This is a genomic window from Gammaproteobacteria bacterium, from assembly GCA_017999615.1.
Classification (GTDB): Bacteria; Pseudomonadota; Gammaproteobacteria; order JAABTG01; family JAABTG01; genus JAGNLM01.
In genome coordinates, this window is sequence record JAGNLM010000004.1 from 70,579 (window position 1) to 94,726 (window position 24,148).

Genomic DNA, 24,148 nt, shown 5'->3' on the forward strand with positions numbered 1-24,148 from the left:
CTGCCGGCGCACCCGTCTGGCCGAAGGGGAGGGCTTCGCCGGAGCGGGCTTCGGCGGAGCAGGTCTCGCCGGAGCGGGAGCGACGCGCTGGGGTGCGGCGGGCGCGGGCGCCTCGGTCACCCTCCCTTCGGCCACCCGACGGCGCACCGGACTGGGCCGCGGGGGCTGAGGAGCCTCCTTCTTTCCTCCTGCCCGCTTGGGCAGAGCTGCCGGGGCGGGTTTCGGGGCGGGAGAGAGCAAGGGCGGACGTTTCGGCGTGCCCGGCCGCAATGCATCCGCCTGGGGCAGTTCCCCGGGCGGGTCCTCGTCCGGGGGAAAGGCCTCCGGCCCCGGCACGGGGGACAGCCGCGAGCCGCCGATCGCCAGGGCCGACTCCATTCGGATCCCCCGGCGTTTCCTTTTCGTTATGTTGGCCACGGGTCCGACCTTTCGCTCACCCAACCCACCACTCCTATAACTTATACACGTTCTCGCGCGATCGCGTTGAACACGATCGCGTCCCGGGCTACCGCTCGATGGTGTAGAAAAGATCGGCGCCCTGGGCGTCGCCCGTCTCGGTCTGCAATTGCAGGCGGCGGGTCAGATCGTAGCGCAGCCGCAGCCGGTTGACCGAGGAGCGCAGACTGCTCAGGTACTCCACGAAGAGCCGGGGGCTCAGGTACTGACCCACCGCGAGCGAAGGGCCGGCGGCGCCGCCGTCCTCGACGCTCAGACGGTCGATGCCCAGCTGCCGGCCGAGCTCGCCCGCGAGAAGACGCCCCCCCGCCATCGCCGCCGCACCTTTCACCGCCTGACGGTCCTGGTCCGAGGCGGACGAGTCGAGCGGGCGCCCGAGCACCAGGTACCCTATCACGTCCGACTGGGGTCGCGGCGGGGTGGAGAAGAACTCGAGGTGTGGCTCCTGTGCGAGGCCGGTCACCCTGACCCCGGCAGTCACCTCTGGCCCTTTCGAGACGGCCTGGATGTCGAGGCCGGGGTTGTCCAGGGGGCTGCTCGCGTAGACCAGCCAGCCCCGCTCGATGGTCAGGTCCCGCCCGAGCCCCGTATACACCCCGTCCACGACCCCCACGCGGCCCGTCCCCCGGGGGTCCTTTCCGGGTTTCTGGGCAACGCCGAGGTGACCCGAGAGGCGGCCGCGCAGGCCGAAGGCGTCGACCAGCACCTGGTCCCCGAAGCGCACGTCCACGCGCACGGTCAGGGGAAGTCCCTGACCCTGCTGGCGCCGCTCCTCCCCTTTCATCACCAGGTCGGGAGACGGAGAGACCGTGCCCTCCGGAAGCGACCGGGGTTTGATCCGTGCCGAGGGGACGAGCACCCGCCCCTCGACCGCGGCCTCGCCTGCACTCAGGCGCAGGAGCAGGTCCGGCGACACCGATGCCCGGTACTCCGGCACCCGCACAACCGAAAAGTCGCGGCCGGTCACCCGCACCTCGGTGGGGAAGCCGCGCGCGGGGTCGATTCGGGTCGACCCCGAGACCTCGAGCTCACCGTCCCCCGAGCGGGCGCCCCCGTCGTAGACGAGCCGGTCGGCGCCCTGGCTGCGCACCCCCAGGCGAAGATCACGGACGTCGAGACCGGCCATGGGGACCTCCAACCGGCCGCCCTCGAGCCCCCCCTGGACGCTCAGCCGGGGCGACCCGACCGTTCCCGCAACACTCGCGTCCAGCGCCAACCGTCCCTCGACCGCCCCGAGGTCCGGGGCGAAGGCACGCACCCAGGCCAGGTCCGGCACCCGTGCCTGCAGCCGGCCCGTCAGGGCCTGGCGGGACAGGTCCGAGACTGCCGGCGACCAGCGCGGGAGCTGGATGCGCCCGTCGGCGCTCGCCAGGTCACCCAGGAACAACTTGGCCTCCGCGAGCACCCCCGAGCGGTCCACACGCGCCAGGACGGTGCTCCGGGAGAGATCGAGGGACGACAGCGCCTCGCTCCCGGGGAGGGTCACGGACGCCCCCGGCAGGGCGACTCGGGCCTCCGCCTTGAGCTCGCCCGACGCCGCCCCCGAGGCGCTCGCCTCGGCATCGACGGCCCCGGAGAGCCGAACGTCGGGGGGCAGGAAAGGCCCCGCGAGGGCAAGGGGGACCGAAGCCAGAGACAGTCCACCCTTCCACGAACCGTTGGCCACCCGTTCGCCCGAGGCACAGACCCGCGCGGCACCGCTTGCGAAACACAGGGGCTTCGCCCGCACCTCCGGCCCGACGAAGAGCTCCGCTGGGCCCTGCAGGCGCCACTCCCCCCAGGGCCCTGCGTCGAGCCGGGCCCGCTCGAGCCTTCCCACCCACGCGTTCTCGCCCTGCAGCCGCCCGGCGAGGGCCACGGAAGCGGCCACGCCGAGCTCCCCACCGGTCAGGTCCAGCGTCAGCCGGTGCTCGCGCCCCGACCCCCGCCCCTCGACCTTCAGGTCCCCGGCGGCTTTGCCCCCAGCCTTGAGCCCCGCCGCCTGGAGGTCCACCTGGAAGAGCCCCTCCGGGGCCAGGGTCACTTCGAGGTCGGCCGCGAGGCGTTCGAGGCCGTGGTCCTGGAACGAGACGCTCTTCCCGTTCAGCCGCCCACGCACCTGGGGGCTGGTGAGGGTCCCGGAGACCTGCCCCTCCCCGGACAACGAGCCCCTGGCCTCGGGAAGCAACTGCCCGAGATCCGGCGCCCGGAACGACCATGCGAGGTCCAGCGCCTCGCCGACCCTGCCCCGGGCCTCGACGTTCGCCTCGCCCGAGGTCAGGGTCAGCGTGCGGACCTCCACGCTCCCGCCCCTCGCATCCACCCTGGCCTGCAGCAGGGCGTGGTCGAGAGGCGGCACCCCAGGCTGCTCCAGGCGCGCGTCGCGCACCTCGATCCGCTCCAGGATCACCTCGAGCGGAAGCCTCAGCCCCGCCAGGTCCAGGGGCTCCGACCGCTCCGGCGGCGGTTCGGCGGCAGGGGCACCGGGGACGACCCGGACACCCTCGAGCTCCAGCGCGACGACCCGCAGACGGGCGGCCAGGAGCTCGATCGGCCGCCAATCCAGGGCGACGCGGCCCAAGTCCAGGGAAATCAACGGGTCGCGATAGACGAGCCCACGGATCTCCAGGGGCCCCAGGAGCCGCCCGCTCACCGAATCGACGGTCAACTCGCCGGGGGCCAGGCGGGTGCCCACCTGAAGGGCGATCCGCAGCCCCGCCTCGGTCCCCAGGATGATCCCCAGGGCGAGCACGACCAGGAGCACGAGCGCGAGCGTCCCGTGCCAGACCCAGCCGAGGGTCCTCGCGAGCCAGCGGAGGATGCCCCAGAGCCCGGCAAGGGTTCTCACAGGTCCGGTCCGACCGAGATGTAGAACTGGACGCCACCCTCCCCCCCGGCGATCGGCCTGGCCACGTCGAACCGGACCATTCCCACCGGGGACAGCCAGCGCACACCGACTCCCACGCCCTGCTCCAGCTCCACGTCCCGGAAGGAGTCGAAGGCGTTGCCGGTGTCGTAGAAACCCGCGACGGCCCACTTCTCGGCGACCACCCGCTCGAGCTCGACGCTGGCGGTGAGCAGACCCTTGCCGCCCCTGCGGTCCCCGTCCCCGTCCCGGGGCGAGAGCTTCTCGAACTTGTAGCCCCGCACGCTGTTGTCACCGCCCGCGTAGAAGCGCCGCGAGGGCGGGATGTCCTCGACGCTCCCGGCGAGGGTCCCTCCGACCTCCGCCCGGGCGATCACCCGCACGCGGTCCGAGGGCGAGCGCACGGCCTTGGCCCGGACCTTCCCCTGCAGGAAGCTGCCGCTGGAGAGGACGTACTCGGAGGCCCCCTGGACGGTCAGGTCCACGCGCGTGCCGCGACGCGTGTAGAGCGGGTCGTCGGCCACCTTCCACACCCAGGTCGCGCTGGGCACGAGGCTGTAGAAATTCTCCTCGCCCCCTCCCTCGGGCACCTCGAAGTCGTACGAGACACCGAGGATGCGCTGCCAGTGCCCCCAGAAGAGGTGATGGCTGACGCCGACCCCCACGTCGAGACCCTCGCGGCTCACCGTGTCGTAGCGTTCGACGACCGAGTCGAACGAGAGGAACTCGCGCCTCGGCTCCGCGAGGGGGATTTTGTAGCTCGCCTCCGCCCGCTGCAGCACCGGGGACAGGGAGAGGAGCGTGTGGGCACTGTGGCCCCGCTCGCCGATGTAGCGCCGGGTCCAGTCCGCGCTGACGCGGGGCCCCGTGTCGGTCCCGTACCCGACCCCGAAACGGTACCGGTTGGGCTTGTTGCGCTCGAGCGTGACGTCGATCGGGACGCGCTGCCCTTCCACCCGCTCGAGCTGCGGAGCCACCTCGACCTCGCGGAAGTACTCGGTGTCGAGCAGCGCCCGCTGCAGGCCGATCAGGCTGCCGAAGGCATACGGGTCGCCCGGCCGGAAGTCGACGAAGCGGTGCAGGAACTCCGGGTCGAAGCCCTCCTGCTCGAGGTGCACGTCCCCGAAGTAATAGCGCGGGCCGGTCTCGAGGTGCAGGGTGACGTCGGCGCGGTAGGGATCCAGGCCGACCAGGATCTCGCTGCGCGTGTAGTGGGCATCCAGATAGCCCCGGTCCTGGGCGACCCGCCGCAGGCCGCTCTTGGCGGCGTCGTAGGCGGACTGGGAGTAAGGCTGGCCGGCGGCGAGACCCACGGTCGGGAAGCTCACCTCGGAGGCGCCCTCCCCCGAGACCTGGAGGTCGACCGAGCCGACCGGAATGACCTCCCCCGGATCCACGCGATAGCGGGCGACCCAGGCCCCGTCCGCTTCGCTCAACTCACCCTGGACGTCGACACGAAACAGGCCGAAGGGCGTGAGCGCCCGACGGATCTCCTCGGGTGCGCGCTCGTGGAGACGGCGCAACCGCCCTTCCTGCAGGCTCGGGTTCTCGCGCTCCCGGTCGATCGACAGGAACGCGAGCACGTTGCGCCGCTGCTCGGCCGGCAAGCCCTCGACCTCGACCTCCAGCTCGCCCCCCCGGACCGGGCACGCGAGGAGCAGGACCAGGCAGGCGAGCGTTCGACACAGCGGTTGCGACGGCACTGCGGTGTCTCCCGCCCCTCGTTTCGTGACGGCCTACAGGATGCCGGATGGGAGGCCTCCAGGCGAGTCCGACTGCGTCCCGAAGGGCGCACGGGCGGGCTTGCGGACCGGTCCCTCTCCGGCCAGACTGCGCCGGCCCGCGCGCCGGCGCGGCCCGCACACGGAGGCAGACACGGTGACTCTACTTTTCTTCGCGTTGGGTCTGGGCGCCCTCGTCCTGGGTGCTGAGCTGCTCGTGCGCGGCGCGTCCCGGCTCGCGCTCTCCATCGGCATCTCACCGCTCGTGGTAGGGCTCACGGTGGTGGCCTTCGGCACCAGCGCGCCCGAGCTCGCGGTCTCCGTGCAGTCGGCCTGGTCCGGGCAGGTGGACATCGCCATCGGCAACGTGGTGGGCAGCAACATCTTCAACATCCTGGCGATCCTCGGGCTTTCGGCGCTCATCGTGCCCCTGGTGGTCCACCAGCAGGTGGTGCGCCAGGAGGTCCCGATCCTGATCGCGGCGTCTCTGCTCCTGTGGGGGTTCGCCGCCGACGGTGCCATCGGCAGGACGGAAGGGGCGGTGTTCTCCTTCCTGCTGGTCTTCTACACGGTGTTCGTGATCCGCCAGAGCCGGCGCGAGACGGCGGCCGTGCGCGCCGAGTACGCGCAAGACATCGTGGGCGAGGAGCCCGGCGGGTGGGGCGCGCACTGGGCGATGCAGGTGCTCCTGATCGTGGCCGGCCTCGCCCTGCTGGTGCTCGGCGCCCGCTGGCTGGTGGATGCCTCGGTCGCGTTCGCGCGCCATCTCGGGGTGAGCGAGCTCGTCATCGGGCTCACCATCGTGGCCGCCGGCACCTCGCTGCCCGAGGTGGCGACCTCGGTCCTGGCCGCCGTGCGCGGGGAACGGGACATCGCCGTCGGCAACGCCGTCGGCAGCAACCTCTTCAACATCCTGGCCGTGCTCGGGGTCTCGTCGCTCACCGCCCCCAGGAGCCTCACCGTCGCCCCGTCCCTGCTGGCCTTCGACCTGCCGGTGATGACCGCGGTCGCGGTCGCCTGTCTTCCGGTCTTCTTCATGGGATACCGGATTTCCCGCTGGGAGGGACTGTTCTTCCTCTCAGGGTACGTCGCCTACACCGTTTACCTCGTCCTCTCGGCCACCCGCCACTACGCCCTCAGTACGTACAGCCTGGTCATGGGCGCTTTCGTTCTGCCCCTGGTCGTGGTGACCCTGGCCGTGCTCACCTGGCGGCACTGGCGCGCGCGGGGCGAGTCCTCCGGGTCCTGAAAAGGGGCGTCAGGGAGCGGAGCGCCGCGCCGCCTTCGCGGCGGACTCCAGCAATCGCAGCACCGAGCCATCGCCCAGGCGCTGGGCCTGATCGAGGGGGGTCTCGGCGTTGGCGCCAACCGCACCGGTGTCGGCGCCGTAGCGCAGGAGCAGTTCGACCAACTCCGCCTGGCGGCGCGCGACCGCGCCGTGGAGCGGAGTGGTGCCGAGCCGGCTCGCCGCGCTCACCGCGGCGCCCCGCTCGGCAAGCACCCGCGCGGTAGCCACCTGGCCGTAGCGCACGGCCCAGTGCAGCGGGGTCGCGCCGATCCGGCTCGGCTGGTCGATCGCCGCTCCGAGCTCCAGCAACAGCTTCACCACCGCCACACGGCCCGCGCCCGCCGCGTGGTGCAGGGGGGTGAGCCCGGAGCGGTTGCCGGCGTTCACGTCGGCCCCCGCCTCGGCGAGCCGCACGACGAGCATCGTGTCCCCGAGCGCGGCGGCCTCGTGCAACGGCCGGTCGCCCAGGCGCTCCGGGTGGCTGCGGTCCTCGCGGGCCGTCGGCGCGTTCACCTCGGCACCGGACCGGAGCAGCAGCCCCACCATCGACAGGTCCGCCGCGCGCACCGCGAGGTGCAGCGGCGGGTCCCCCTCGGCGGAGGGCCGGTTGGGGTCCGCACCGCGCTCCAGCAAGCGTTGCGCGAGACCGAGATTGCGCCGGAGCACCGCCGCGACGAGCGCCGGGTCCTGCCCCGGCGACACGGCGTTGGGGTCGGCCCCTTCAGCCAGCAGGCGCGTCGCCTCGAGCTCGTCCCCCCGCTCCACCGCCGCGGACAACCCGCCCGCAGCAGGCGCCTCGACCGGCTCGGCCGGGGTGAAGAAGGGCAACCAGCCCTGCACCACGCGGCCCGCCTCGCGCAGCGGTTTCCCCAGCTCCGGCGCCTCGGCCCCGGCCAAGGGGACCGCGAGGGACAGGGCGATCAGGGCGAGGAGGCGGGGGCGGGTCATCGGCGGGGCGTCAGGCGTCGAGGTCGGGGATCAGGTCGCTCTCCATGCGGCTGATCATGTCCTTCAACTGGAGCTTGCGCTTCTTCAATCGCCGGAGCGTGACCTGGTCGACGGACGGCCCCTCGAGCAGCTTCTCGATGAGCTCGTGGACCTCACGGTGCTGCGCACGCAGGTCCAGAAGGCGCTGGCCGATGGCACCCACCTCGTTCCCGGACATCGCGAGCTCCCCGAGCCTCCTGTAACGCCCGAACGTGGGGTCCTGGCCCTCGGCCGCCGTGGCCCTGCCTTTGGACCCTCTTCGCACATTATCGTTGAACGCGGGCCGGCCGCCAGCCCCCCGCGTTCACTCGGACAGTGCGCTCGGGTACACTTCTTGGCCATGACCGACCAGGAAGATTTCGCGTCCCTTCTGGGACAGTTCGAGCGTGCGCAGGTGGGACCGGCGAAGGCCGTTCCCCAGGCGGGCGACCGCGTCCGGGGCCGGATCCTGTCCATCGGCGCCGAGCGCGCCTTCGTGGACCTGGGTGCCAAGTCCGAGGGCACGATCGACGTCGCGGACCTGACCGACCCCGAAGGCCACCTGACGGTGGGGGTCGGGGATCCGGTCGAGGCGGTCGTGCTGAGCCGCGACGACCAGAGCGGCACCCTCCTGCTGGGACGCGGCACGGGGCATCGCTTCCACGACAGCGCGGAGCTCCAGCAGGCTTTCCACAGTCAGCTGCCGGTGGAGGGGGTCGTCACCGGCATCACCCGCGGCGGCGTCGAGGTGCAGGTCGCCGGGCAGCGCGCCTTCTGCCCTGCCTCCCAGCTGGACAACCGCTTCGTGGAGGACCTCCAGTCCTTCGTCGGACAGCGGCTCACCTTCCGGATCACCCGGTATCAGGGCGGCAAGCACAGCAACGTGGTGGTGTCGCGCCGGGTCCTGCTCGAGGAGGAGCAGCGGGCGCGCGTGGAGGAGATGCGGGCGCGGCTCGAGGTCGGGGCCGTGCTGCGGGGCACGGTGACCTCCATCAAGGACTACGGGGCCTTCGTCGACCTGGGCGGCATCGAAGGGATGGTGCACGTGAGCGAGCTCGCCCACGGCCGGGTCGCCCACCCCCAGGACGTCCTCAGCGCGGGCCAGACCGTGGACGTGTCCGTGCTGCGCATCGAAAAGACCGGCAACCCCAAGCGCCCCGAACGCATCGCCCTCTCGATCCGTGCCCTCACCCCCGCGCCCGGCAGGGAGCCCGTCGACGCCGAGGCCCTGGCGCGGGCCACCGAGCGCAAGAGGCCGAGCGAAGGCATCGGCTCCTTCGGCGAGCTGCTGCGCGAGACCCTCAACCGCGCCCGGAAGTGACCGGCGCAGCCCCCGGGCGCCGCGGCCCTGCCCCGGGGTCAGTCGCGCGGGTACCCCACGGACTGCGCCAGGATGACCTGCTGCCTCGGCCCGAGCCCCAGCGCGGCCGCGACCGCCTGACGGTCGACCGACCCCCGCACGACCGTCGCCAGCCCCGCCGAGGCGCAGTAGAGGTACACGTTCTGCGCGATGAACCCCGCGTCGGTCGCGGCGTAGAACGACTGCTGCTCGGCCGCCGCCCCGGCCATGCGGTCCAGGTTCGCCACGTAGACGAGATTCACCGGGACCTGCGGCACGAAGTCCTGCGTCCCCGTGACCGCACGAATGTCCCGCGCCACCACCCGCTGCAGGGCGTGGGCCACCGGGTCGAAGCGGTAGGCGCCGTCCGCCAGCGCGACGTAGACGTCGATCTCCCGCCAGTCCCGCGCCGAGGGCGCGGTCCGCTTGCCCGACTCGGGCCGACTCACTCCGGCCGCCGCCCAGAGCAGGTCGGACAACACCTGGGGCGGAAGCACCCGGGTGCTGAACTCCCGGGTGGAGTGGCGTGTACGCAGCGCCTCCATGAGCGCCATGCCCCCGTCGGTGCGCGGAGAGGGGAGCACCACTCCGTCGGCCGGACCACCGGAAACCACGCCCGCAACGCTCATCAGCAGCACTCCCACTCGCAGTTTTCCACGCATGCTATCACCCTCCTCCAGACGTCTTCACCCGCCGGCCCCTTGTCCGATAAGATTAGACAATCCTTATTCACCAGCCTCGAGGTCTTCGCGATGCCCACCTACGATTACCGGTGCGACTCTAACGGACGTGTGGTCGAGGTCAACCATCGGATGAGCGAGGAGGTCGCCAACTGGGGCGACCTTTGCGCACGCACGGGGACGGACCCTGGCGACACACCGCTCGACGCCCCCGTGAAGCGCCTCGCGACCGGCGGTCACGTGCTCACCGGGGGGGGACGGAGCACCGCACCGGAGCCCTCCTGCCCGACCGGCTCGTGCTGTGCCGGTGGATTCTGCGGTCTGAACTGACCGACGGACCGCCGAGCGGGTCCATCCAAAGGCTGAGCTTGCCCGTCCGAAAGGCGGCCGGGAACCCACCCGGCCGTTCTCCTTCCCTTCTCGCAAGGACGCCGCCTCATGTGGTTCAAGAACCTTTCCCTGTACCGTTTCCTCCAGCCCTTTGCCTGGACCCCGGAGGAGCTCGACGCCCGCCTCGCCGCCCGCGCGTTCCGTCCGACCACGGAGCTCGAGGCGCAGTTCACCGGGTGGGTCTCCCCCCTCGGGGAGGACCGCCCGCCGGGCGTGCACGCCGCGGGGGGATACCTCGCGTTCTGCGCCCGCACGGAGGAGAAGGTCATGCCCGCCGCCGCGGTGCGGGACGCGGTGTCCGCCCGGGTGCGGGAGATCGAGCAGCGTGAGGGGCGACCCGTGCGCGGGCGCCGGCGCGCCGAGATCAAGGACGACGTCATCTTCGAGATGCTCCCCCGCGCCTTCACCCGCAGCCGCGTGAGCCACGCCTGGGTCGACCCCGGCGCGGGCTGGCTCGCGGTCGACGCCGCGAGCCCGCGCAAGGCGGAGGAGATGATCACCTTCCTGCGGGAGACGCTGGAGACCCTGCCGGTGATCCCCCTGGCGGTTGCGAGCGCGCCCCACGCCGTGATGACCGGCTGGCTGACCTCGGGGGAGATCCCTCTCGACTTCCACGTCGAGGACGAGTGCGACCTGCTGGACCCCGGGGAGGACCGGGGGACCGTCCGGGCCCGGCGTCAGGACCTGGGCTCGGAGGAGATCCGCACGCACCTGGACGCGGGTAAGGTGGTCACCCAGCTCGCGCTCACCTTCGAGGACCGGCTGAGTTTCGTCCTCGACCAGCGACTGACGGTCAAGCGCCTGAAATTCCTGGACATCGTGCAGGAGGCGGCGCGCGAGGTGGACGCCCAGAGCGCGGCCGAGCGCTTCGACGCCGACTTCGCGGTGATGAGCCTGGAACTCGCCCGCTTTCTGCCGCGCCTGGTCCATGCGTTCGGCGGCGAGGCCCCGCGCGAGGGCTGACGACCCACCCCGCGCAGGCGGGGTCGGCGCCTCGGCAGGACGGGCTCAGCGGGCCCCCCCCCGGCAGACGCGCGCGAGGTCGGGCGTGCGCGCGAGGGAATCCGCGACCTGGCGGCGCAGGTCGTAGGCCACCGGCTGGTTGATGAGGAGCGCGAAGGGCTCCCAGCGCCCGCCCCGCTGCACGTAGCCGGCGTAACAGCTGATCCCGCGCAGGGTGCCGCTCTTCGCCCGGATCCGCTCGTCCTGAGCGGGCAGCAGGTCCCGATAGGGTGCGAGGAGCCGCAGCACGTCGACCAACTGGCGCGCGCTGAGCCGGTTGCCACGGGAGAGTCCGGCCCCCTCCTCCACCCGGTAGCCACGCCAGCCGAACCGGCGGTCCGCCCACGCGGCGAAGGCTGCTTGCGCCGCCTCGAGGGTGAGGGGCCGCCCGTCGCCCCGGTCCCCGAGTGCCAGGAACAACCCGTTCGCGACGAAGTTGTTCGAGTACTCCAGCATCGAGGCAATCAGGGCGCCCAGGTCGCGGGCGCTGCGATACCGGTGAAGGTGCCGCGCGCCCCGCGGCAGGACCCCGTCCCGGTGGTCCTCGCCCACCACCACGCCCTCGGCGCGCAGCTTCGCCGCGAGGAGCTCCGCGAAGTAGCGCGCCGCCGCCTCCCCGTCCCGCAGGTTGACGCGGTGCTTCCCCGGCGGCAGTGAACGGCCGAGCTCCACCGCGAGCGCCGTCAGGGGCGTCTGCTCCTCGGCGCTCTGCACCCCGGCCCGGGTGCGCAGGACGTGCAGCGTGTTGAAGTTCACCGCGAGCGCCGAGAGGGGTGCGTCGTAGGGGTTGTCGCTCGCGGAGCGGCCCGGGATGTCGAGGCCAGCCGCGTAGCGCGTGCTGTCCGTGCCGATCCCGGCGACGCGGTCCAGACCCCGGGCCTTCACCTCGCGGGCCAGCCGCTCCAGATCCTCCGAGACCAGGAAGGGGTCGCCGGAGCCCCGCACCCAGAGGCGCCCATCGTCGCCCCGGTAGAGGTCCGTCTCGAACCGGTGCTCCAGGCCCCAGCGCTCGATCGCCGCTAGCGCCGTGAGGAGCTTCATCGTCGAGGCGGGCACCCGCGGCTGGTCCGCCTGCCGGGCGATGACGGCGACACCCGCCTCCTCCACGAGCAGGCTCGCCTCGCGCAGGCCGAGAACCTGCGCGAGGGCGCCCGGCTCCGCCGCCCCGGGCGAGGCCGCGGGCAGCGCGCAGCCGAGGAGGAACCCGAAGAGGATGCGGAGGCCTGCCCTCATGCCAGATTGGCGTGGTAGTCCTGCAGGCTCTTCACCCCCCCGCGCCCCTGGCGGGCCGCCGCGATCCCGCGCACCGCGGCGAGAGCGGCCGCCACGGTGGTGATGTAGGGGACCTTGTACTTGATGGCCGCCTTGCGGATGTAGGAGTCGTCGGAGACGCTCTGGCGCCCCGCGGGCGTGTTCACCACCAGCTGGATCTCGCCGTTCTTGATGGCGTCCCCGATGTTCGGGCGGCCCTGGTGCATCTTCAGGATGGCGCCCGCCTCGATCCCCCGCTCGGCGAGGAACCGGGCCGTGCCCTCCGTCGCCAGGATGGAGAACCCGTTCGCCGCGAACCCCCGGGCCACCTCGGCGAGCCCCGCCCGGTCGCGCTCCGCCACCGTGATGAGGACGGTACCCTCGAGCGGCAGCGGCGCGTTGGCCGCCTCCTGCGCCTTGAAGTAGGCGAGACCGTAGCTCTCGGCCATCCCGAGCACCTCGCCGGTGGAGCGCATCTCCGGACCGAGCAGGGGGTCGACCTCGGGAAACATGTTGAAGGGGAACACGGCCTCCTTGACGCCGAAATGGGGGATGGGCCTGCTCCGCACCCCGAGCTCGCCGAGCCTCGCCCCCAGCATCGCGCGGGTCGCGAGCTGCGCCATGGCGATGTTGCACACCTTGCTCACCAGCGGCACGGTGCGGCTCGCCCGCGGGTTGGCCTCGAGGATGTACACGGTGTCGTCCATGATCGCGTACTGGATGTTCATCAGGCCCACGACGCCCATCTCCACCGCGATCCGCCGCGTGTACTCCTCGATGGTCTCCACGTGCTTGCGCGGGATCGAGACGGGCGGGATCACGCAGGCCGAGTCGCCCGAGTGGACCCCCGCGAGCTCGATGTGCTCCATCACGGCCGGCACGAAGGCGTCCGTGCCATCCGCGATGGCGTCCGCCTCGGTCTCGATGGCGCTGCGCAGGAATTCGTCGATCAGGATGGGGCGCTCAGGCGAGACGTCCACCGCCTTCGCCATGTACTCCCGCAGCATGGACTCGTCGTGCACCACCTCCATGGCCCGCCCGCCGAGCACGTAGGACGGGCGCACGATGAGCGGATAGCCGATGGCGCTCGCGACCGTCAGCGCCTCGGAGAGATCGTGGGCCATGCCCGAGCGGGGCTGGGGGATGCCCAAGCGCTCCATCAGGGCCTTGAAGCGCTCCCGGTCCTCGGCCTCGTCGATGGTCTCGGGGCTCGTGCCGATGATCTTCACGCCCGCGGCCGCGAGCTGCGCCGCCAGGTTGAGCGGCGTCTGGCCACCGAACTGGACCACGACCCCCTCGGGCTTCTCCTTCTCGTAGATGGCGAGCACGTCCTCGACCGTGAGGGGCTCGAAGTAGAGCTTGTCGGAGGTGTCGTAGTCGGTGGACACCGTCTCCGGGTTGCAGTTGACCATGATCGACTCGTAGCCGAGCTCGCGCAGGGCGAACGCCGCGTGCACGCAGCAATAGTCGAACTCGATCCCCTGCCCGATGCGGTTCGGCCCGCCGCCGAGCACCATGATCTTGCGCGCCGAGCTGACCGGCACCCGGTCCTGCCCGTTGTAGGTCGAGTAGTAGTACGCCGCCCCGTCGACGCCGCTCACCGGCACGGCGTCCCAGGCCTCGACCACCCCGAGCGCGGTGCGCCGCGCGCGCACGCTCTCCTCGGAGACGTGCAGGATCTGGGCGAGATAGCGGTCCGCGAACCCGTCGCGCTTGGCCCGGACCAGGAGCTCGTCCGGCGGCAGCCGGCCGGCGTACGCGAGGACCTCCTCCTCGAGCTCCACCAGCTCCTTCATCTGCTGCAGGAACCAGGGCTTGATGTGGGTGCGCTCGAACAGCGCCTGCACGTCGGCCCCCTTGCGCAGGGCCTCGTAGAGCACGAAATGCCGCTCGCTAGAGGGCTCCACCAGGAGCTCCATCAGCGAGTCGAGGGAGCGCTCGTGGAAGTCCTTGGCAAACCCCAGCCCGTAGCGCCCGATCTCGAGCGAGCGGATGGCCTTCTGGAAGGCCTCCTTGTACGTCTTGCCGATGCTCATGGCCTCACCCACGGCCCGCATCTGCGTGCCCAGCCGATCCTGGACCCCTTTGAATTTCTCGAAGGCCCAGCGGGCGAACTTCACGACGACGTAGTCGCCGGACGGGGTGTACTGGTCCAGCGTCCCGTCGCGCCAGTAGGGGATCTCGTCCAGGGTCACGCCGCTCGCGAGCATCGCCGACACGAGGGCGATGGGGAACCCCGTGGCCTTGGAGGCCAGGGCGGACGAGCGCGAGGTGCGGGGATTGATCTCGATGACCACGATGCGCCCGGTCTTCGGGTCGTGGGCGAACTGCACGTTGGTCCCGCCGATGACCTCGATCGCGTCGACGATGTCGTAGGCGTACTTCTGCAGCCGGTCCTGGACCTCGCGGGAGATGGTCAGCATCGGGGCGGTGCAGAAGGAGTCCCCCGTGTGCACCCCCATGGCGTCCACGTTCTCGATGAAGCAGACCGTGATCTTCTTCCCCTTCGCGTCGCGCACCACCTCGAGCTCGAGCTCCTCCCACCCGAGCACCGACTCCTCGACCAGGACCTGGTGCACCAGGCTCGCCGAGAGCCCCCGGGTGACGATGGTCTCGAACTCCTCGCGGTTGTAAGCGAACCCGCCCCCCGTACCCCCCATCGTGTAGGCCGGGCGGATCACCACCGGGAGCCCGATGCGATCCAGCACCGCCCAGGCCTCCTCGAGGCTCGTGGCGATCTCGCTGCGCGGCATGTCGACTCCGAGCCGCGTCATGGTCTCCTTGAAGGTCTCGCGGTCTTCCCCGCGCTTGATCGCCTCGAGGTTCACCCCGATCACGCGCACCCCGTAGCGGTCGAGCACCCCGCGCCGGGCAAGCTCCGAGGACAGGTTGAGACCGGTCTGCCCGCCGAGGTTCGGGAGGAGCGCGTCGGGGCGCTCGGCCGCGATGATCTGCTCCAGGGTCTCGACGTTCAGCGGCTCGATGTAGGTCCGGTCCGCCATGCTGGGGTCGGTCATGATCGTGGCCGGGTTCGAGTTCACCAGCACGATCGAGTAGCCGAGCTTGCGCAGGGCCTTGCACGCCTGGGTTCCGGAGTAGTCGAACTCGCAGGCCTGCCCGATCACGATGGGACCGGAGCCGATGATCAGGACCTTCTTGACGTCGTCGCGTCTGGGCATGGGGGAATTCTCTCCGAAGGGGGCGGCGTGGGGCTCGAGCCGGGGCCGAGGACGCCACGTTCATAGTGGGTCGCCCGAAGGGCGTCAAGAGGGAAACGCACGCCCGGCCGTTTCACGGCTATCATGCGGCACGCGCCCGGGCCGTGCCCAGCCGCCGCGCACGGCCGCCCCGGCCTCCCTCCCCCGCGGACTTCCGCACCCGAGGAGGGGCGCGCCCGGGCTTGCGGGCACGAACGATACAGGAGCAAGCCCCATGGAAAACTTCGTCTTCTACAATCCGACCCGGATCCTCTTCGGCCAGGGCCAGATCGCCGCGATCGGGTCGTACATCCCGGCGGGCTCGCGCGTGCTCGTCACCTACGGCGGGGGCAGCGTGGTGAAGACCGGGACCCTCGCCCGGGTCCACGAGGCGCTCCGCGGCTTCGAGGTCCTCGAATTCGGGGGGATCGAGCCCAACCCCACCTACGAGACCCTGATGCGGGCGGTGGATCTGGCGCGCCGCGAGCACGTGGACTTCCTCCTCGCGGTCGGCGGGGGCTCGGTCATCGACGGCACGAAATTCATCGCCGCGGCCATCCCCTTCCGGGGCGAGCCCTGGGACATCCTGGCCTCGCGCGCGAGGGTCAGCGCCACGGTGCCCCTCGGCACCGTGCTCACCCTGCCCGCCACCGGCTCGGAGATGAACCGCTTCTCGGTCGTGAGCCGCGCGGCCACCCGCGACAAGCTGGCGTTCGCCAGCGACCGCGTGTTCCCCCGGTTCTCGGTGCTGGACCCGACCCTGACCTACACCCTGCCCCCCCGTCAGGTCGCGAACGGCGTCATCGACGCCTTCGTGCACGTGGCCGAGCAGTACCTGACCTACCCCGTGGACGCGCGGGTCCAGGACCGCTTCGCCGAAGGGCTGCTCCTGACGCTCGTCGAGGAGGGTCCGCGGGCGCTCGCCGAGCCCGAGGACTACGCGGTTCGCGCCAACGTGATGTGGGCCGCTACCCTGGCCCTGAACGGCCTCATCGGCACCGGCGTCCCGGAGGACTGGGCGACCCACATGCTGGGGCACGAGCTCACCGCGCTGCACGGCCTCGACCACGCCCAGACGCTCGCGGTGCTCCTGCCGGCGATGCTGCAGGTCCGCCGGGCCGCCAAGCGGGCGAAGCTGCTGCAGTACGCCGAGCGGGTCTGGGGCCTGCGGGACGGGGACGAGGAGGCCCGCGTGGACGCGGTCATCGCGCGCACGCGCGAGTTCTTCGAGTCCCTGGGGGCGGCGACCCGGCTCTCCGCCTACGGCATCGGCGCCGAGGCCATCCCGCCCATCCTCCAGCAACTGGAGCGCCACGGGATGACCGCCCTCGGCGAGCACGGGGACGTCGGCCTCGAGGATTGCCGCAGGGTCCTGGAGCTCGCGCTCTGAGGTCCGCGACCCCGCGCCCGCTCCGGGCGGATGGGCGCGCCCGGCTCGGCGGCGCCAATCTTCCGGTCAGGCCGGGGCGCGGATTAAGCTTAGCCCCGACCGCCCTTCCATCGCTCCAGTGAGGTCTCCCATGCCGGCGCTACGCTCCCGAACCACGACCCACGGCCGCAACATGGCCGGTGCCCGCTCCCTGTGGCGCGCCACGGGGCTCACCGATTCCGATTTCGGCAAGCCCATCGTCGCCATCGCGAACTCGTTCACGGAGTTCGTGCCGGGACACGTGCACCTGCGGGACCTGGGGAAACTGGTCGCGGGGGCAATCGCCGAGGCGGGGGGGGTCGCGCGCGAATTCCACACCATCGCCATCGACGACGGCATCGCCATGGGTCACGGCGGCATGCTGTACTCGCTACCGAGCCGGGAGCTCATCGCCGACTCCGTGGAGTACATGGTGAACGCCCACCAGGCCGACGCCCTGGTGTGCATCAGCAACTGCGACAAGATCACCCCCGGAATGCTGCTCGCCACCCTGCGCCTGAACATCCCCACGGTGTTCGTGAGCGGCGGCGCGATGGAGGCCGGCCGGGCGGTGGTCGACGAGAAGGGTGTGGCGACGGCGGGCCTGGACCTCATCGACGCCATGACGGCCGCGGTCGACCCGGGAGTGAGCGAAGCGACGTTGACCGCGATCGAGCGCTCGGCGTGCCCCACGTGCGGCTCCTGCGCGGGCATGTTCACGGCGAACTCCATGAACTGCCTGCTCGAGGTCATCGGCCTCGCGCTTCCCGGCAACGGCACGACGCTGGCGACCTCGGCCGCGCGCAAGGGCCTCTTCCTCGAGGCGGGCCGGCTCGTGGTCGAGCTCTGCCGACGCTGGTACGACGAGGAGGACCGCTCGGTGCTGCCGCTCTCCATCGCGAGTCGGGCGGCCTTCGAGAACGCAATGCGCGTGGACATCGCCATGGGCGGGTCCACCAACACGGTGCTGCACCTGCTCGCCGCCGCCCGCGAGGCCGGCGCCGACTTCAACCAGGACCACATCGACGCGCTGAGCCGGGTCACGCCCTGCATCTGCAAGGTCGCGCCAAGCTCCCACTACCACATGGAGGACGTGCACCGCGCGGGCGGGATCCCCGCCATCATGGGAGAGCTGGACCGCGCCGGCCTGCTCGACCGCGGCGTGCACGCGGTGCACTCCGCCAGCCTGCGGGACTGGCTGGCCGCCTGGGACGTGCGCGCCGCCTCCCCCAACCCTGAGGCGGTGGAGCTCTTCCACGCCGCCCCGGGTGGCGTACGCACGACCGAGGCCTTCTCCTCCAGCAACCGCTGGGCGTCGCTCGACCTCGACGACGCGAACGGCTGCATCCGCTCGGTCGAGACGCCCTACTCCGCCGACGGCGGCCTGGCCATCCTCAAGGGCAACCTGGCCGTCGACGGTTGCATCGTGAAGACCGCCGGCGTGCCCGCGCACCTCGGGACGTTCCGGGGTCCGGCGCGAGTCACCGAATCTCAGGAAGAGGCCGTGGAGGCGATCCTCTCCGGGCGCATCGCACCGGGGGACGTCGTCGTGGTGCGTTACGAGGGTCCGAAAGGCGGGCCGGGGATGCAGGAGATGCTCTACCCCACCGCCTTCCTGAAAGGGCGGGGCCTCGGCCCGTCCTGCGCCCTGGTCACCGACGGACGGTTCTCGGGCGGGTCGAGCGGGCTGTCCATCGGCCACGTCTCCCCCGAGGCGGCGTCCGGCGGCACCATCGGGCTGGTGGAGGACGGGGACCTCATCGAGATCTCCATTCCCAACCGCTCCATCGAGCTCCTCGTGGACGAGGCGACCCTGGCCGCGCGGCGCGCCCGGCGCGAGGCCGCCGGCTGGCAGCCGCGCAGCCGCCAGCGCGAGGTCTCCAACGCCCTCAAGGTCTACGCCACGATGGCCCTCTCCGCCGACAAGGGCGCAGCCCGCCAACTCCCGTGATGACCGCCCGCGGTCCGGCCTGCTGCGCGCCCGGCCACCCGCCGGGCCCGGGCGGGCCTTGACCGCCACGGCCGCATCGGCCATCCACGCGACGGGCCTCGTCAAGTGGTTCGGCGCCGGCGACGGGCGCACCTATGCCGTCAACGACGTCTCCTTCGAGGCCCGCTTCGGCGAGATGCTCTACCTCGTCGGGCCTTCGGGCAGCGGCAAGACCACGCTCCTCAGCATCGTCTCCGGGATCCTGCGCCCCAACGCGGGCCGCGTGACGGTGAAGGGGACCGACATCTGGACGCTCGGCAACAGCCGCCTCGCCGAGTTCCGGCTGCAGTCGGTGGGATTCGTGTTCCAGGACTACCACCTCTTCCCGCGTCTCACGACCGCGGAGAACGTGGCCATTCCCCTCATCCTCAAGCGCCGGCACTGGAAGGCCGCGCTCGATGAGGCCCACAAGTACCTGGAGGTCGTCGGTCTCAGCGACCGGGCCGAGCTCCCGCCCGTCAAGCTGAGCGGAGGCGAGCAGCAGCGGGTCGCCATCGCCCGGGCCATGATCGCGCAGCCGGACCTCCTGATTCTCGACGAGCCGACCGCATCGCTCGACGGCGAGACCGGCCGCCGGATCCTTTCCTTCGTCCAGGCGAACGTGCTCACCGCCACCCGCGCGATCCTGATCGTCACCCACGACAGCCGCATCTACGAGTACGCGGACCGCATCATGCACATGGAAGACGGCCGGATCACGGGGCTCGAGGACGCACCCAAATGAAAGGCAGACTGATCTTCTTCCTCGCCGCCGCCGGACTCCTCACGGGTCTCGCGAGCGCCTACTACTTCAACGTCCCGCGCACCCATCAGCCCCCCGCCTTCAGCCCGGCGCCGAACCCCTACCCGCGGGGCATCTACGCCAACGGGATCATCGAGAGCGCCCAGAGCAACGGCGAGAACGTGAACCTGTTCCCCGAGGTCTCCGGCACGGTCTCGGGCATCCTGGTGAGCGAGGGCCAGACGGTCACCCGGGGGACGCCGCTCCTCACCATCGACGACTCCGTACAGCGGGCCGTGGTGGAGCAGCAGCGGGCCCAGGCCGAGGCGGCGCTCAACCAGTTGAGGGCGCTGAAGGCGGAGCCCCGTCCCGAGACCCTGGCAGTCGCCCAGGCCCAGCTCGGGCTCGCGCGCGCGACCCTCAAGACCGCGCAGGACCAGTACGACAAGCAGAGCCGGCTCTACGAGACCGACGCGAAGGCGGTCAGCAAGGACACCGTGGACAACGCCGCCAACGCCGCCCGGGTGGCGGCGGCCGGCGTCGAGGTCGCCCAGCGCCAGCTCGAGCTCACCCGGGCCGGGGCCTGGAGCTACGACATCGAAAACCAGCAGCGCCAGTACGACGCGCTGCACAACGCCTATCTCGCTTCCGCGGCACAGCTCGACCGTTACACGATCAAGGCGCCCATCGACGGCGTCATCCTCTCGGTGCGGGCGGCGGTCGGGAGCTACATCTCTCCCCAGGGGTCCTACGGCACCTACACCGGCGGTTTCACACCGATCATGGTCATGGGCGGCCCCCAGGAGTACCTCGCCGTGCGCTGCTACGTGGACGAGATCCTCGTGCCCCGGCTCCCGCCCCCCGAGCGCCTGCGCGCCGCCATGTTCGTGCGCGGCACGAGCTTCAGCCTGCCGCTCGAGTACGTGCGCACCCAACCCTACGTGGGCCCCAAGATCGCGCTCTCGAATCAGCGCACGGAGCGGGTCGACGTGAGGGTGCTGCCGCTCATCTTCCGCTTCTCCAAGCCCGCCGGGATGGCCCTCTACCCCGGGCAGCTCGTGGACGTGTACATCGGCGAAGAGAGCGCCTCGTGACCGGCATGCTGCGCCTCGCCTTCAAGCTGCTCGTGAACGACCGCGGGAAGTTCACGGCGCTGCTGGTGGGCATCACCTTCGCCGTGTTCCTGATGGTGCAGATGACCTCGCTCTTCGCCGGGATCCTGAACAAGGCCTCCGCGACGGTCAGCAACATCGGCGCGAGCGTCTGGGTCATGGACCCCTCGGTGAACACCGTGGCGAACAGCCTGCCGATGCCTGGCTACGTGCTGGACGCCGCGCGCAGCGCCGAGGGTGTGAAGTACGCCGTTCCCCTGTACTCCGGGTCGGCGCTGGTGAAGCTCCGGGACGGCGTCTACCAGTCCGTCACCGTCCTCGGGCTCGACGACACGAGCCTCTTCGGACGCCCCGAGATGATGGCGGGGAACATCGAGGACATCTACGCGGAGAGCGCCTTCATCGTCGTCCGCGACACCGAGTACCGCAAGCTGAAGAACCCTGAGGTCGGCACCGAATTCGAAGTGAACGACCACCGGGGCGTCATCGTGGGCATCGCGAAGGTCGCCTCGAGCGGCCTCTTCGGGATGCCCTCGCTCTACACGACCTACAGCAAGGCCGTGCAGTACATCCCGTCCATGCGTTTCACGACGTCCTACATCCTGGTGGAGCCGAAGAGCCCGGCAGACATCCCGGGCATCAAGGTCCAGATCGCGCGGCTCGGCTACCTGGCCCTCACCAAAGAGGAATTCATCGAGAAGATCTCCGAGTTCTACAAGTACCAGACGGGCGTCGGCACCAACCTGCTGCTGATGACGGTCATCAGCTTCATCGTCGGGCTCTCGATCTCCGGGCAGACCTTCTACACGTTCATCCTGGAGAACCTGGAGCGGTTCGGGGCGCTCAAGGCCATCGGGGCCAAGAGCCACGAACTGGTCGTCATGATCCTGTTCCAGGCCTTCCTCACCTCGGTCACCGGATACGGCCTCGGGGTCGGCCTGTGCGCGGTGCTCATCGGCATCGCCAAGCTCCGGCTGCCGAGTTACGCGGCGATGATCACCTACGACAACCTGGGTCTGGCGCTCCTCATGGTGGTGGTCATCGCGAGCATCTCGAGCTACATCGGGGTTCGCAGGGTGCTGCGCATCGAGCCCTTCGACATCTTCCGCGCCTGACCCGGCCGCGGCTCACGCTTCGTCGTGTCACGATCCCCTGTCACGATTCGTCGTGTCACAATTCCTCGTGTCGCGATTCCTGGTGCTTGCGGCCGAGCTCGGGGTTGAAGCGCACCAGCCACGCCTCGATGTTCCCCTGGATGCCGGGGTCGGTCTCCACGACCGCGAGGCAGGACTGGCAGAGCGGGTACTGATACCGGCGGTCGGGCCAGGCCTGGGGCGTGAAGGCCATCAGCGCGATCTTTTCGCCCCCCTGGAACTCGCGCGCGCAGCCGACGCAGTGCGTCGCCTGGAACGAGCGCTCCTTCACCGCCTTGCCGACCCGCTTGCGCGTCCTGCCCTTCGCCATCTCGCCTCCTCGTTCTGATGACCGGCCCTCGGCCGATATCACTCCACCGCTCGTCCGATGGCCAGCCCTGCGCCGATGTCACTCCACGGCGTGCAGCCGCTGCCCGAGCATGTCCGGGGTAACCAGGGTCACGCCGCCCGGGGTGACCCGGAAGCGGCGGGCGTCCTCCACCCGGTCCTCGCCGACCACCAGCCCGTCCGGCAGGCGGCAACCGCGATCGATGACCGCCCGGTGCACCCGACAGTCGCGCCCCACTTCCACCTCGGGCAGGATGACCGAGTCGCCGATCATCGACCCCGGCCTTGTCTTGACGTTGGAGAAGAGCAGCGAGCGGCTCAGGCGCGCCGAGGAGATCACGCAGCCCCCCGACACCACGCTGTTCACCACCACGCCGCAGCGGTCCTCGTCGTTCAGCAGGAACTTGGCCGACGGCAGCTGGGCCTGGTGGGTGCGGATCGGCCACTGCTGGTCGTAGAGGTCGAGCTCCGGCGCCGGCTCCACCAGCTCCATGTTCGCGGACCAGTACGCGTCCACCGTCCCCACGTCCCGCCAGAAGGCCTGCTGACCGGTCACCGGGTCGGTGAAGGGGTAGGCGTAGACCGCCGCGCGCCCGATCAGGTCGGGGATGATGCTCTTGCCGAAGTCGTGGTCGGAGTCCCGGTTGCGGGCGTCCCGGATCAACTCCTCGAAGAGGAACTCGGTGTTCAGGACGTAGATCCCCATGGAGGCGAGCGCCTGCCCCGGGGAATCCGGCATCGGTCGGGGCTGCGCCGGCTTTTCCTCGAAGCCGCGCACCCGCCCGTCGGCGTCGATCGCCATCACGCCGAAGCCCTTCGCCTCCTCCAGGCCCACCTGCACGCAGCCCACGGTCATGTCCGCCCCGTGCTCCCGGTGGAACAGGAGCATCGGGCCGTAATCCATCTTGTAGATGTGGTCGCCTGCCAGAACGAAGACGAAATCGGGCCGGTAGGTGCGGATGATGTCAAGATTCTGGTAGAGCGCGTCCGCGGTCCCGGCGTACCAGTTGTTCGAGGTACGCTGAGACGCCGGCAGGATCTCGAGGAAGTCCCCGAACTCGCTCTGCAGCCCGGTCCAGCCCCGGACCAGGTGGCTGATGAGCGAGTGCGCCTTGTACTGGGTCAGCACGCCGATGCGGCGGATCCCGGAGTTCACACAGTTGGAGAGCACGAAGTCGATGATGCGGAACTTCCCGCCGAAGTGAACGGCAGGCTTGGCCCGCCACCGCGTGAGCTCCTCCAGGCGCGAGCCTCGCCCCCCCGCGAGCACCAGGGCGAGCGCGTTGCGCGTGAGGCGATTCACCAGGCGTGCGTTGAATTCGTTTTGCATGACGCCCTCCCGAGGTCCTGCCGGAGCTCGCGAGGAGCCCCGGCCCTGCAGGCCAAGACGACCCTCAGCGCGGCAGACGCGCGCCCACGTAGCGGCCCAGGTATTCGGCGAAGCTCTCCTTCAGCTCGGGGTGCGCGAGCGCGTGCTCCACCGTCGCCACCAGATAGCCCAGCTTGTCGCCGCAGTCGTAGCGCTTGCCGCGGAACTGGTAGGCCATCACGGGCTCCTCCGCCAGCAGCATGGCGATGGCGTCGGTCAGCTGGATCTCGCCGCCCGCACCCCGCTCGGTCTGCTCCAGCAGGGTGAAGATGCGGGGCGAGAGCAGGTAGCGACCCACGACGCCCAGGTTCGAGGGGGCGTTGGCGGGCTTCGGCTTCTCCACGATGCGCTCGACCCGTCCCACCCGGTCGGCCACCGGCTCGGTCTTCACGATGCCGTAGCGGTCCGTCTCCAGGGGGTTCACCGGCTCCACGGCGAGCACGCTCGCCCCCCCGTGGGCCTCGTGGACCCGCGCCATCTGCTGCAGGCAGTTCAGGTCACCCCCGTCGATCAGGTCGTCGGCCAGGATGACCACGAAGGGGTCGTTCCCCACCACCGGCTTGGCGCACAGCACCGCGTGCCCGAGCCCAAGCGGCTCGGCCTGGCGGATGTAGATGCAGGCCACGTTGTCCGGCAGCACCTGCTGCACCAGGGCGAGCAGCTTCTCCTTGCCGCGCTTCTCCAACTCGGTCTCGAGCTCGTAGGCCTTGTCGAAGTGGTCCTCGATGGAGCGCTTGTTCCGCCCGGTGATGAAGATGAGCTCCGTCGCCCCCGCCGCGACCGCCTCCTCCGCCGCGTACTGGATGAGCGGCTTGTCGACGATGGGGAGCATCTCCTTCGGGTTCGCCTTGGTCGCCGGCAGGAACCGGCTGCCCATGCCTGCAACGGGGAAAACGGCCTTGCGGATCGGTCGGATCATCGTTTGACTCGCT

19 protein-coding genes are annotated in these 24,148 nt (G+C 70.8%); 9 read left to right on the forward strand and 10 right to left on the reverse strand.

All coding sequences use genetic code 11. The features are described 5' to 3' along the window. Positions 1-505 precede the first annotated feature (505 nt). Together KA217_05770 and KA217_05775 are read right to left on the reverse strand one after the other, a co-directional pair. Complete coding sequence (locus KA217_05770; GenBank protein MBP7711958.1) at positions 506-3,283, reverse strand: translocation/assembly module TamB domain-containing protein; 2,778 nt, start codon at positions 3,281-3,283, stop codon at positions 506-508. Continuing rightward, positions 3,280-5,004 (reverse strand): outer membrane protein assembly factor, encoded by a 1,725-nt coding sequence (locus KA217_05775; protein MBP7711959.1) that lies wholly within the window; start codon positions 5,002-5,004, stop codon positions 3,280-3,282. The genes KA217_05770 and KA217_05775 overlap by 4 nt, the downstream gene beginning before the upstream one ends. A 40-nt stretch (positions 5,005-5,044) precedes the next feature. Here KA217_05775 and KA217_05780 point away from each other — a divergent pair, with 40 nt between their 5' ends. Then, entirely contained in the window at positions 5,045-6,271 is a 1,227-nt protein-coding gene (locus KA217_05780) for a calcium/sodium antiporter (GenBank protein MBP7711960.1), read from the forward strand. A 9-nt stretch (positions 6,272-6,280) separates the two neighbouring features. Here the strand turns inward: KA217_05780 and KA217_05785 are convergent, their stop codons facing one another. Beyond that, the gene (locus KA217_05785; GenBank protein ID MBP7711961.1) at positions 6,281-7,258 is read right to left on the reverse strand and encodes an ankyrin repeat domain-containing protein; all 978 of its coding nucleotides are present in this window, start codon (positions 7,256-7,258) and stop codon (positions 6,281-6,283) included. Between the two features lie 10 nt (positions 7,259-7,268). Continuing rightward, entirely contained in the window at positions 7,269-7,475 is a 207-nt protein-coding gene (locus KA217_05790) for a YdcH family protein (GenBank protein MBP7711962.1), read from the reverse strand. A 162-nt stretch (positions 7,476-7,637) separates the two neighbouring features. On the opposite strand from KA217_05790, the gene KA217_05795 reads away from it, so the two are divergent. Next, positions 7,638-8,597: a S1 RNA-binding domain-containing protein gene (locus KA217_05795; GenBank protein MBP7711963.1), complete on the forward strand. Its 960-nt coding sequence runs from the start codon at positions 7,638-7,640 to the stop codon at positions 8,595-8,597. Positions 8,598-8,635: 38 nt separating this feature from the next. Here the strand turns inward: KA217_05795 and KA217_05800 are convergent, their stop codons facing one another. Next, the gene (locus tag KA217_05800) at positions 8,636-9,244 is read right to left on the reverse strand and encodes a SagB/ThcOx family dehydrogenase (protein MBP7711964.1); all 609 of its coding nucleotides are present in this window, start codon (positions 9,242-9,244) and stop codon (positions 8,636-8,638) included. A 123-nt stretch (positions 9,245-9,367) separates the two neighbouring features. On the opposite strand from KA217_05800, the gene KA217_05805 reads away from it, so the two are divergent. Then, positions 9,368-9,625, forward strand: coding sequence for a zinc ribbon domain-containing protein (locus KA217_05805; protein MBP7711965.1), 258 nt, complete (start codon positions 9,368-9,370; stop codon positions 9,623-9,625). A gap of 108 nt (positions 9,626-9,733) precedes the next feature. Next, a complete protein-coding gene (locus tag KA217_05810; protein ID MBP7711966.1) occupies positions 9,734-10,648 on the forward strand; it encodes a recombination-associated protein RdgC in 915 nt (304 codons plus the stop codon). 45 nt (positions 10,649-10,693) lie between these two features. Here the strand turns inward: KA217_05810 and KA217_05815 are convergent, their stop codons facing one another. Together KA217_05815 and carB are read right to left on the reverse strand one after the other, a co-directional pair. Further along, entirely contained in the window at positions 10,694-11,920 is a 1,227-nt protein-coding gene (locus KA217_05815) for a D-alanyl-D-alanine carboxypeptidase (protein MBP7711967.1), read from the reverse strand. After that, complete coding sequence (gene carB / locus KA217_05820) at positions 11,917-15,117, reverse strand: carbamoyl-phosphate synthase large subunit (GenBank protein ID MBP7711968.1); 3,201 nt, start codon at positions 15,115-15,117, stop codon at positions 11,917-11,919. The genes KA217_05815 and carB overlap by 4 nt, the downstream gene beginning before the upstream one ends. 253 nt (positions 15,118-15,370) lie before the next feature. Here carB and KA217_05825 point away from each other — a divergent pair, with 253 nt between their 5' ends. The 5 genes from KA217_05825 to KA217_05845 all read left to right on the forward strand — a co-directional run bounded on the left by KA217_05825 (position 15,371) and on the right by KA217_05845 (position 21,481). Next, positions 15,371-16,525, forward strand: a complete 1,155-nt coding sequence (locus tag KA217_05825) for an iron-containing alcohol dehydrogenase (GenBank protein MBP7711969.1) — start codon at positions 15,371-15,373, stop codon at positions 16,523-16,525. A gap of 130 nt (positions 16,526-16,655) precedes the next feature. Further along, entirely contained in the window at positions 16,656-18,494 is a 1,839-nt protein-coding gene (ilvD, locus tag KA217_05830; protein ID MBP7711970.1) for a dihydroxy-acid dehydratase, read from the forward strand. A gap of 58 nt (positions 18,495-18,552) precedes the next feature. Continuing rightward, complete coding sequence (locus KA217_05835; GenBank protein ID MBP7711971.1) at positions 18,553-19,257, forward strand: ABC transporter ATP-binding protein; 705 nt, start codon at positions 18,553-18,555, stop codon at positions 19,255-19,257. Then, positions 19,254-20,348, forward strand: coding sequence for a biotin/lipoyl-binding protein (locus KA217_05840; protein ID MBP7711972.1), 1,095 nt, complete (start codon positions 19,254-19,256; stop codon positions 20,346-20,348). The genes KA217_05835 and KA217_05840 overlap by 4 nt, the downstream gene beginning before the upstream one ends. Beyond that, positions 20,345-21,481, forward strand: coding sequence for an ABC transporter permease (locus tag KA217_05845; GenBank protein MBP7711973.1), 1,137 nt, complete (start codon positions 20,345-20,347; stop codon positions 21,479-21,481). The genes KA217_05840 and KA217_05845 overlap by 4 nt, the downstream gene beginning before the upstream one ends. A gap of 55 nt (positions 21,482-21,536) precedes the next feature. Here the strand turns inward: KA217_05845 and KA217_05850 are convergent, their stop codons facing one another. The 3 genes from KA217_05850 to galU form a co-directional block, all read right to left on the reverse strand. Beyond that, a complete protein-coding gene (locus KA217_05850) occupies positions 21,537-21,830 on the reverse strand; it encodes a hypothetical protein (GenBank protein ID MBP7711974.1) in 294 nt (97 codons plus the stop codon). A gap of 78 nt (positions 21,831-21,908) precedes the next feature. Then, entirely contained in the window at positions 21,909-23,177 is a 1,269-nt protein-coding gene (glgC, locus tag KA217_05855) for a glucose-1-phosphate adenylyltransferase (protein ID MBP7711975.1), read from the reverse strand. 64 nt (positions 23,178-23,241) lie between these two features. Then, positions 23,242-24,135, reverse strand: coding sequence for a UTP--glucose-1-phosphate uridylyltransferase GalU (gene galU / locus KA217_05860; protein MBP7711976.1), 894 nt, complete (start codon positions 24,133-24,135; stop codon positions 23,242-23,244). Between the last annotated feature and the right edge of the window lie 13 nt (positions 24,136-24,148).

Bases quoted from the DNA above. Each gene is read 5' to 3' on its own strand.
- KA217_05780 (MBP7711960.1), top strand. From the start codon at position 5,045: ATGCCGGATGGGAGGCCTCCAGGCGAGTCCGACTGCGTCCCGAAGGGC.
- KA217_05785 (MBP7711961.1), bottom strand. From the start codon at position 7,258: ATGACCCGCCCCCGCCTCCTCGCCCTGATCGCCCTGTCCCTCGCGGTC.
- KA217_05790 (MBP7711962.1), bottom strand. From the start codon at position 7,475: ATGTCCGGGAACGAGGTGGGTGCCATCGGCCAGCGCCTTCTGGACCTG.
- KA217_05795 (MBP7711963.1), top strand. From the start codon at position 7,638: ATGACCGACCAGGAAGATTTCGCGTCCCTTCTGGGACAGTTCGAGCGT.
- KA217_05800 (MBP7711964.1), bottom strand. From the start codon at position 9,244: ATGAGCGTTGCGGGCGTGGTTTCCGGTGGTCCGGCCGACGGAGTGGTG.
- KA217_05805 (MBP7711965.1), top strand. From the start codon at position 9,368: ATGCCCACCTACGATTACCGGTGCGACTCTAACGGACGTGTGGTCGAG.
- KA217_05810 (MBP7711966.1), top strand. From the start codon at position 9,734: ATGTGGTTCAAGAACCTTTCCCTGTACCGTTTCCTCCAGCCCTTTGCC.
- KA217_05815 (MBP7711967.1), bottom strand. From the start codon at position 11,920: ATGAGGGCAGGCCTCCGCATCCTCTTCGGGTTCCTCCTCGGCTGCGCG.
- carB (MBP7711968.1), bottom strand. From the start codon at position 15,117: ATGCCCAGACGCGACGACGTCAAGAAGGTCCTGATCATCGGCTCCGGT.
- KA217_05825 (MBP7711969.1), top strand. From the start codon at position 15,371: ATGGAAAACTTCGTCTTCTACAATCCGACCCGGATCCTCTTCGGCCAG.
- ilvD (MBP7711970.1), top strand. From the start codon at position 16,656: ATGCCGGCGCTACGCTCCCGAACCACGACCCACGGCCGCAACATGGCC.
- KA217_05840 (MBP7711972.1), top strand. From the start codon at position 19,254: ATGAAAGGCAGACTGATCTTCTTCCTCGCCGCCGCCGGACTCCTCACG.
- KA217_05850 (MBP7711974.1), bottom strand. From the start codon at position 21,830: ATGGCGAAGGGCAGGACGCGCAAGCGGGTCGGCAAGGCGGTGAAGGAG.
- glgC (MBP7711975.1), bottom strand. From the start codon at position 23,177: ATGCAAAACGAATTCAACGCACGCCTGGTGAATCGCCTCACGCGCAAC.
- galU (MBP7711976.1), bottom strand. From the start codon at position 24,135: ATGATCCGACCGATCCGCAAGGCCGTTTTCCCCGTTGCAGGCATGGGC.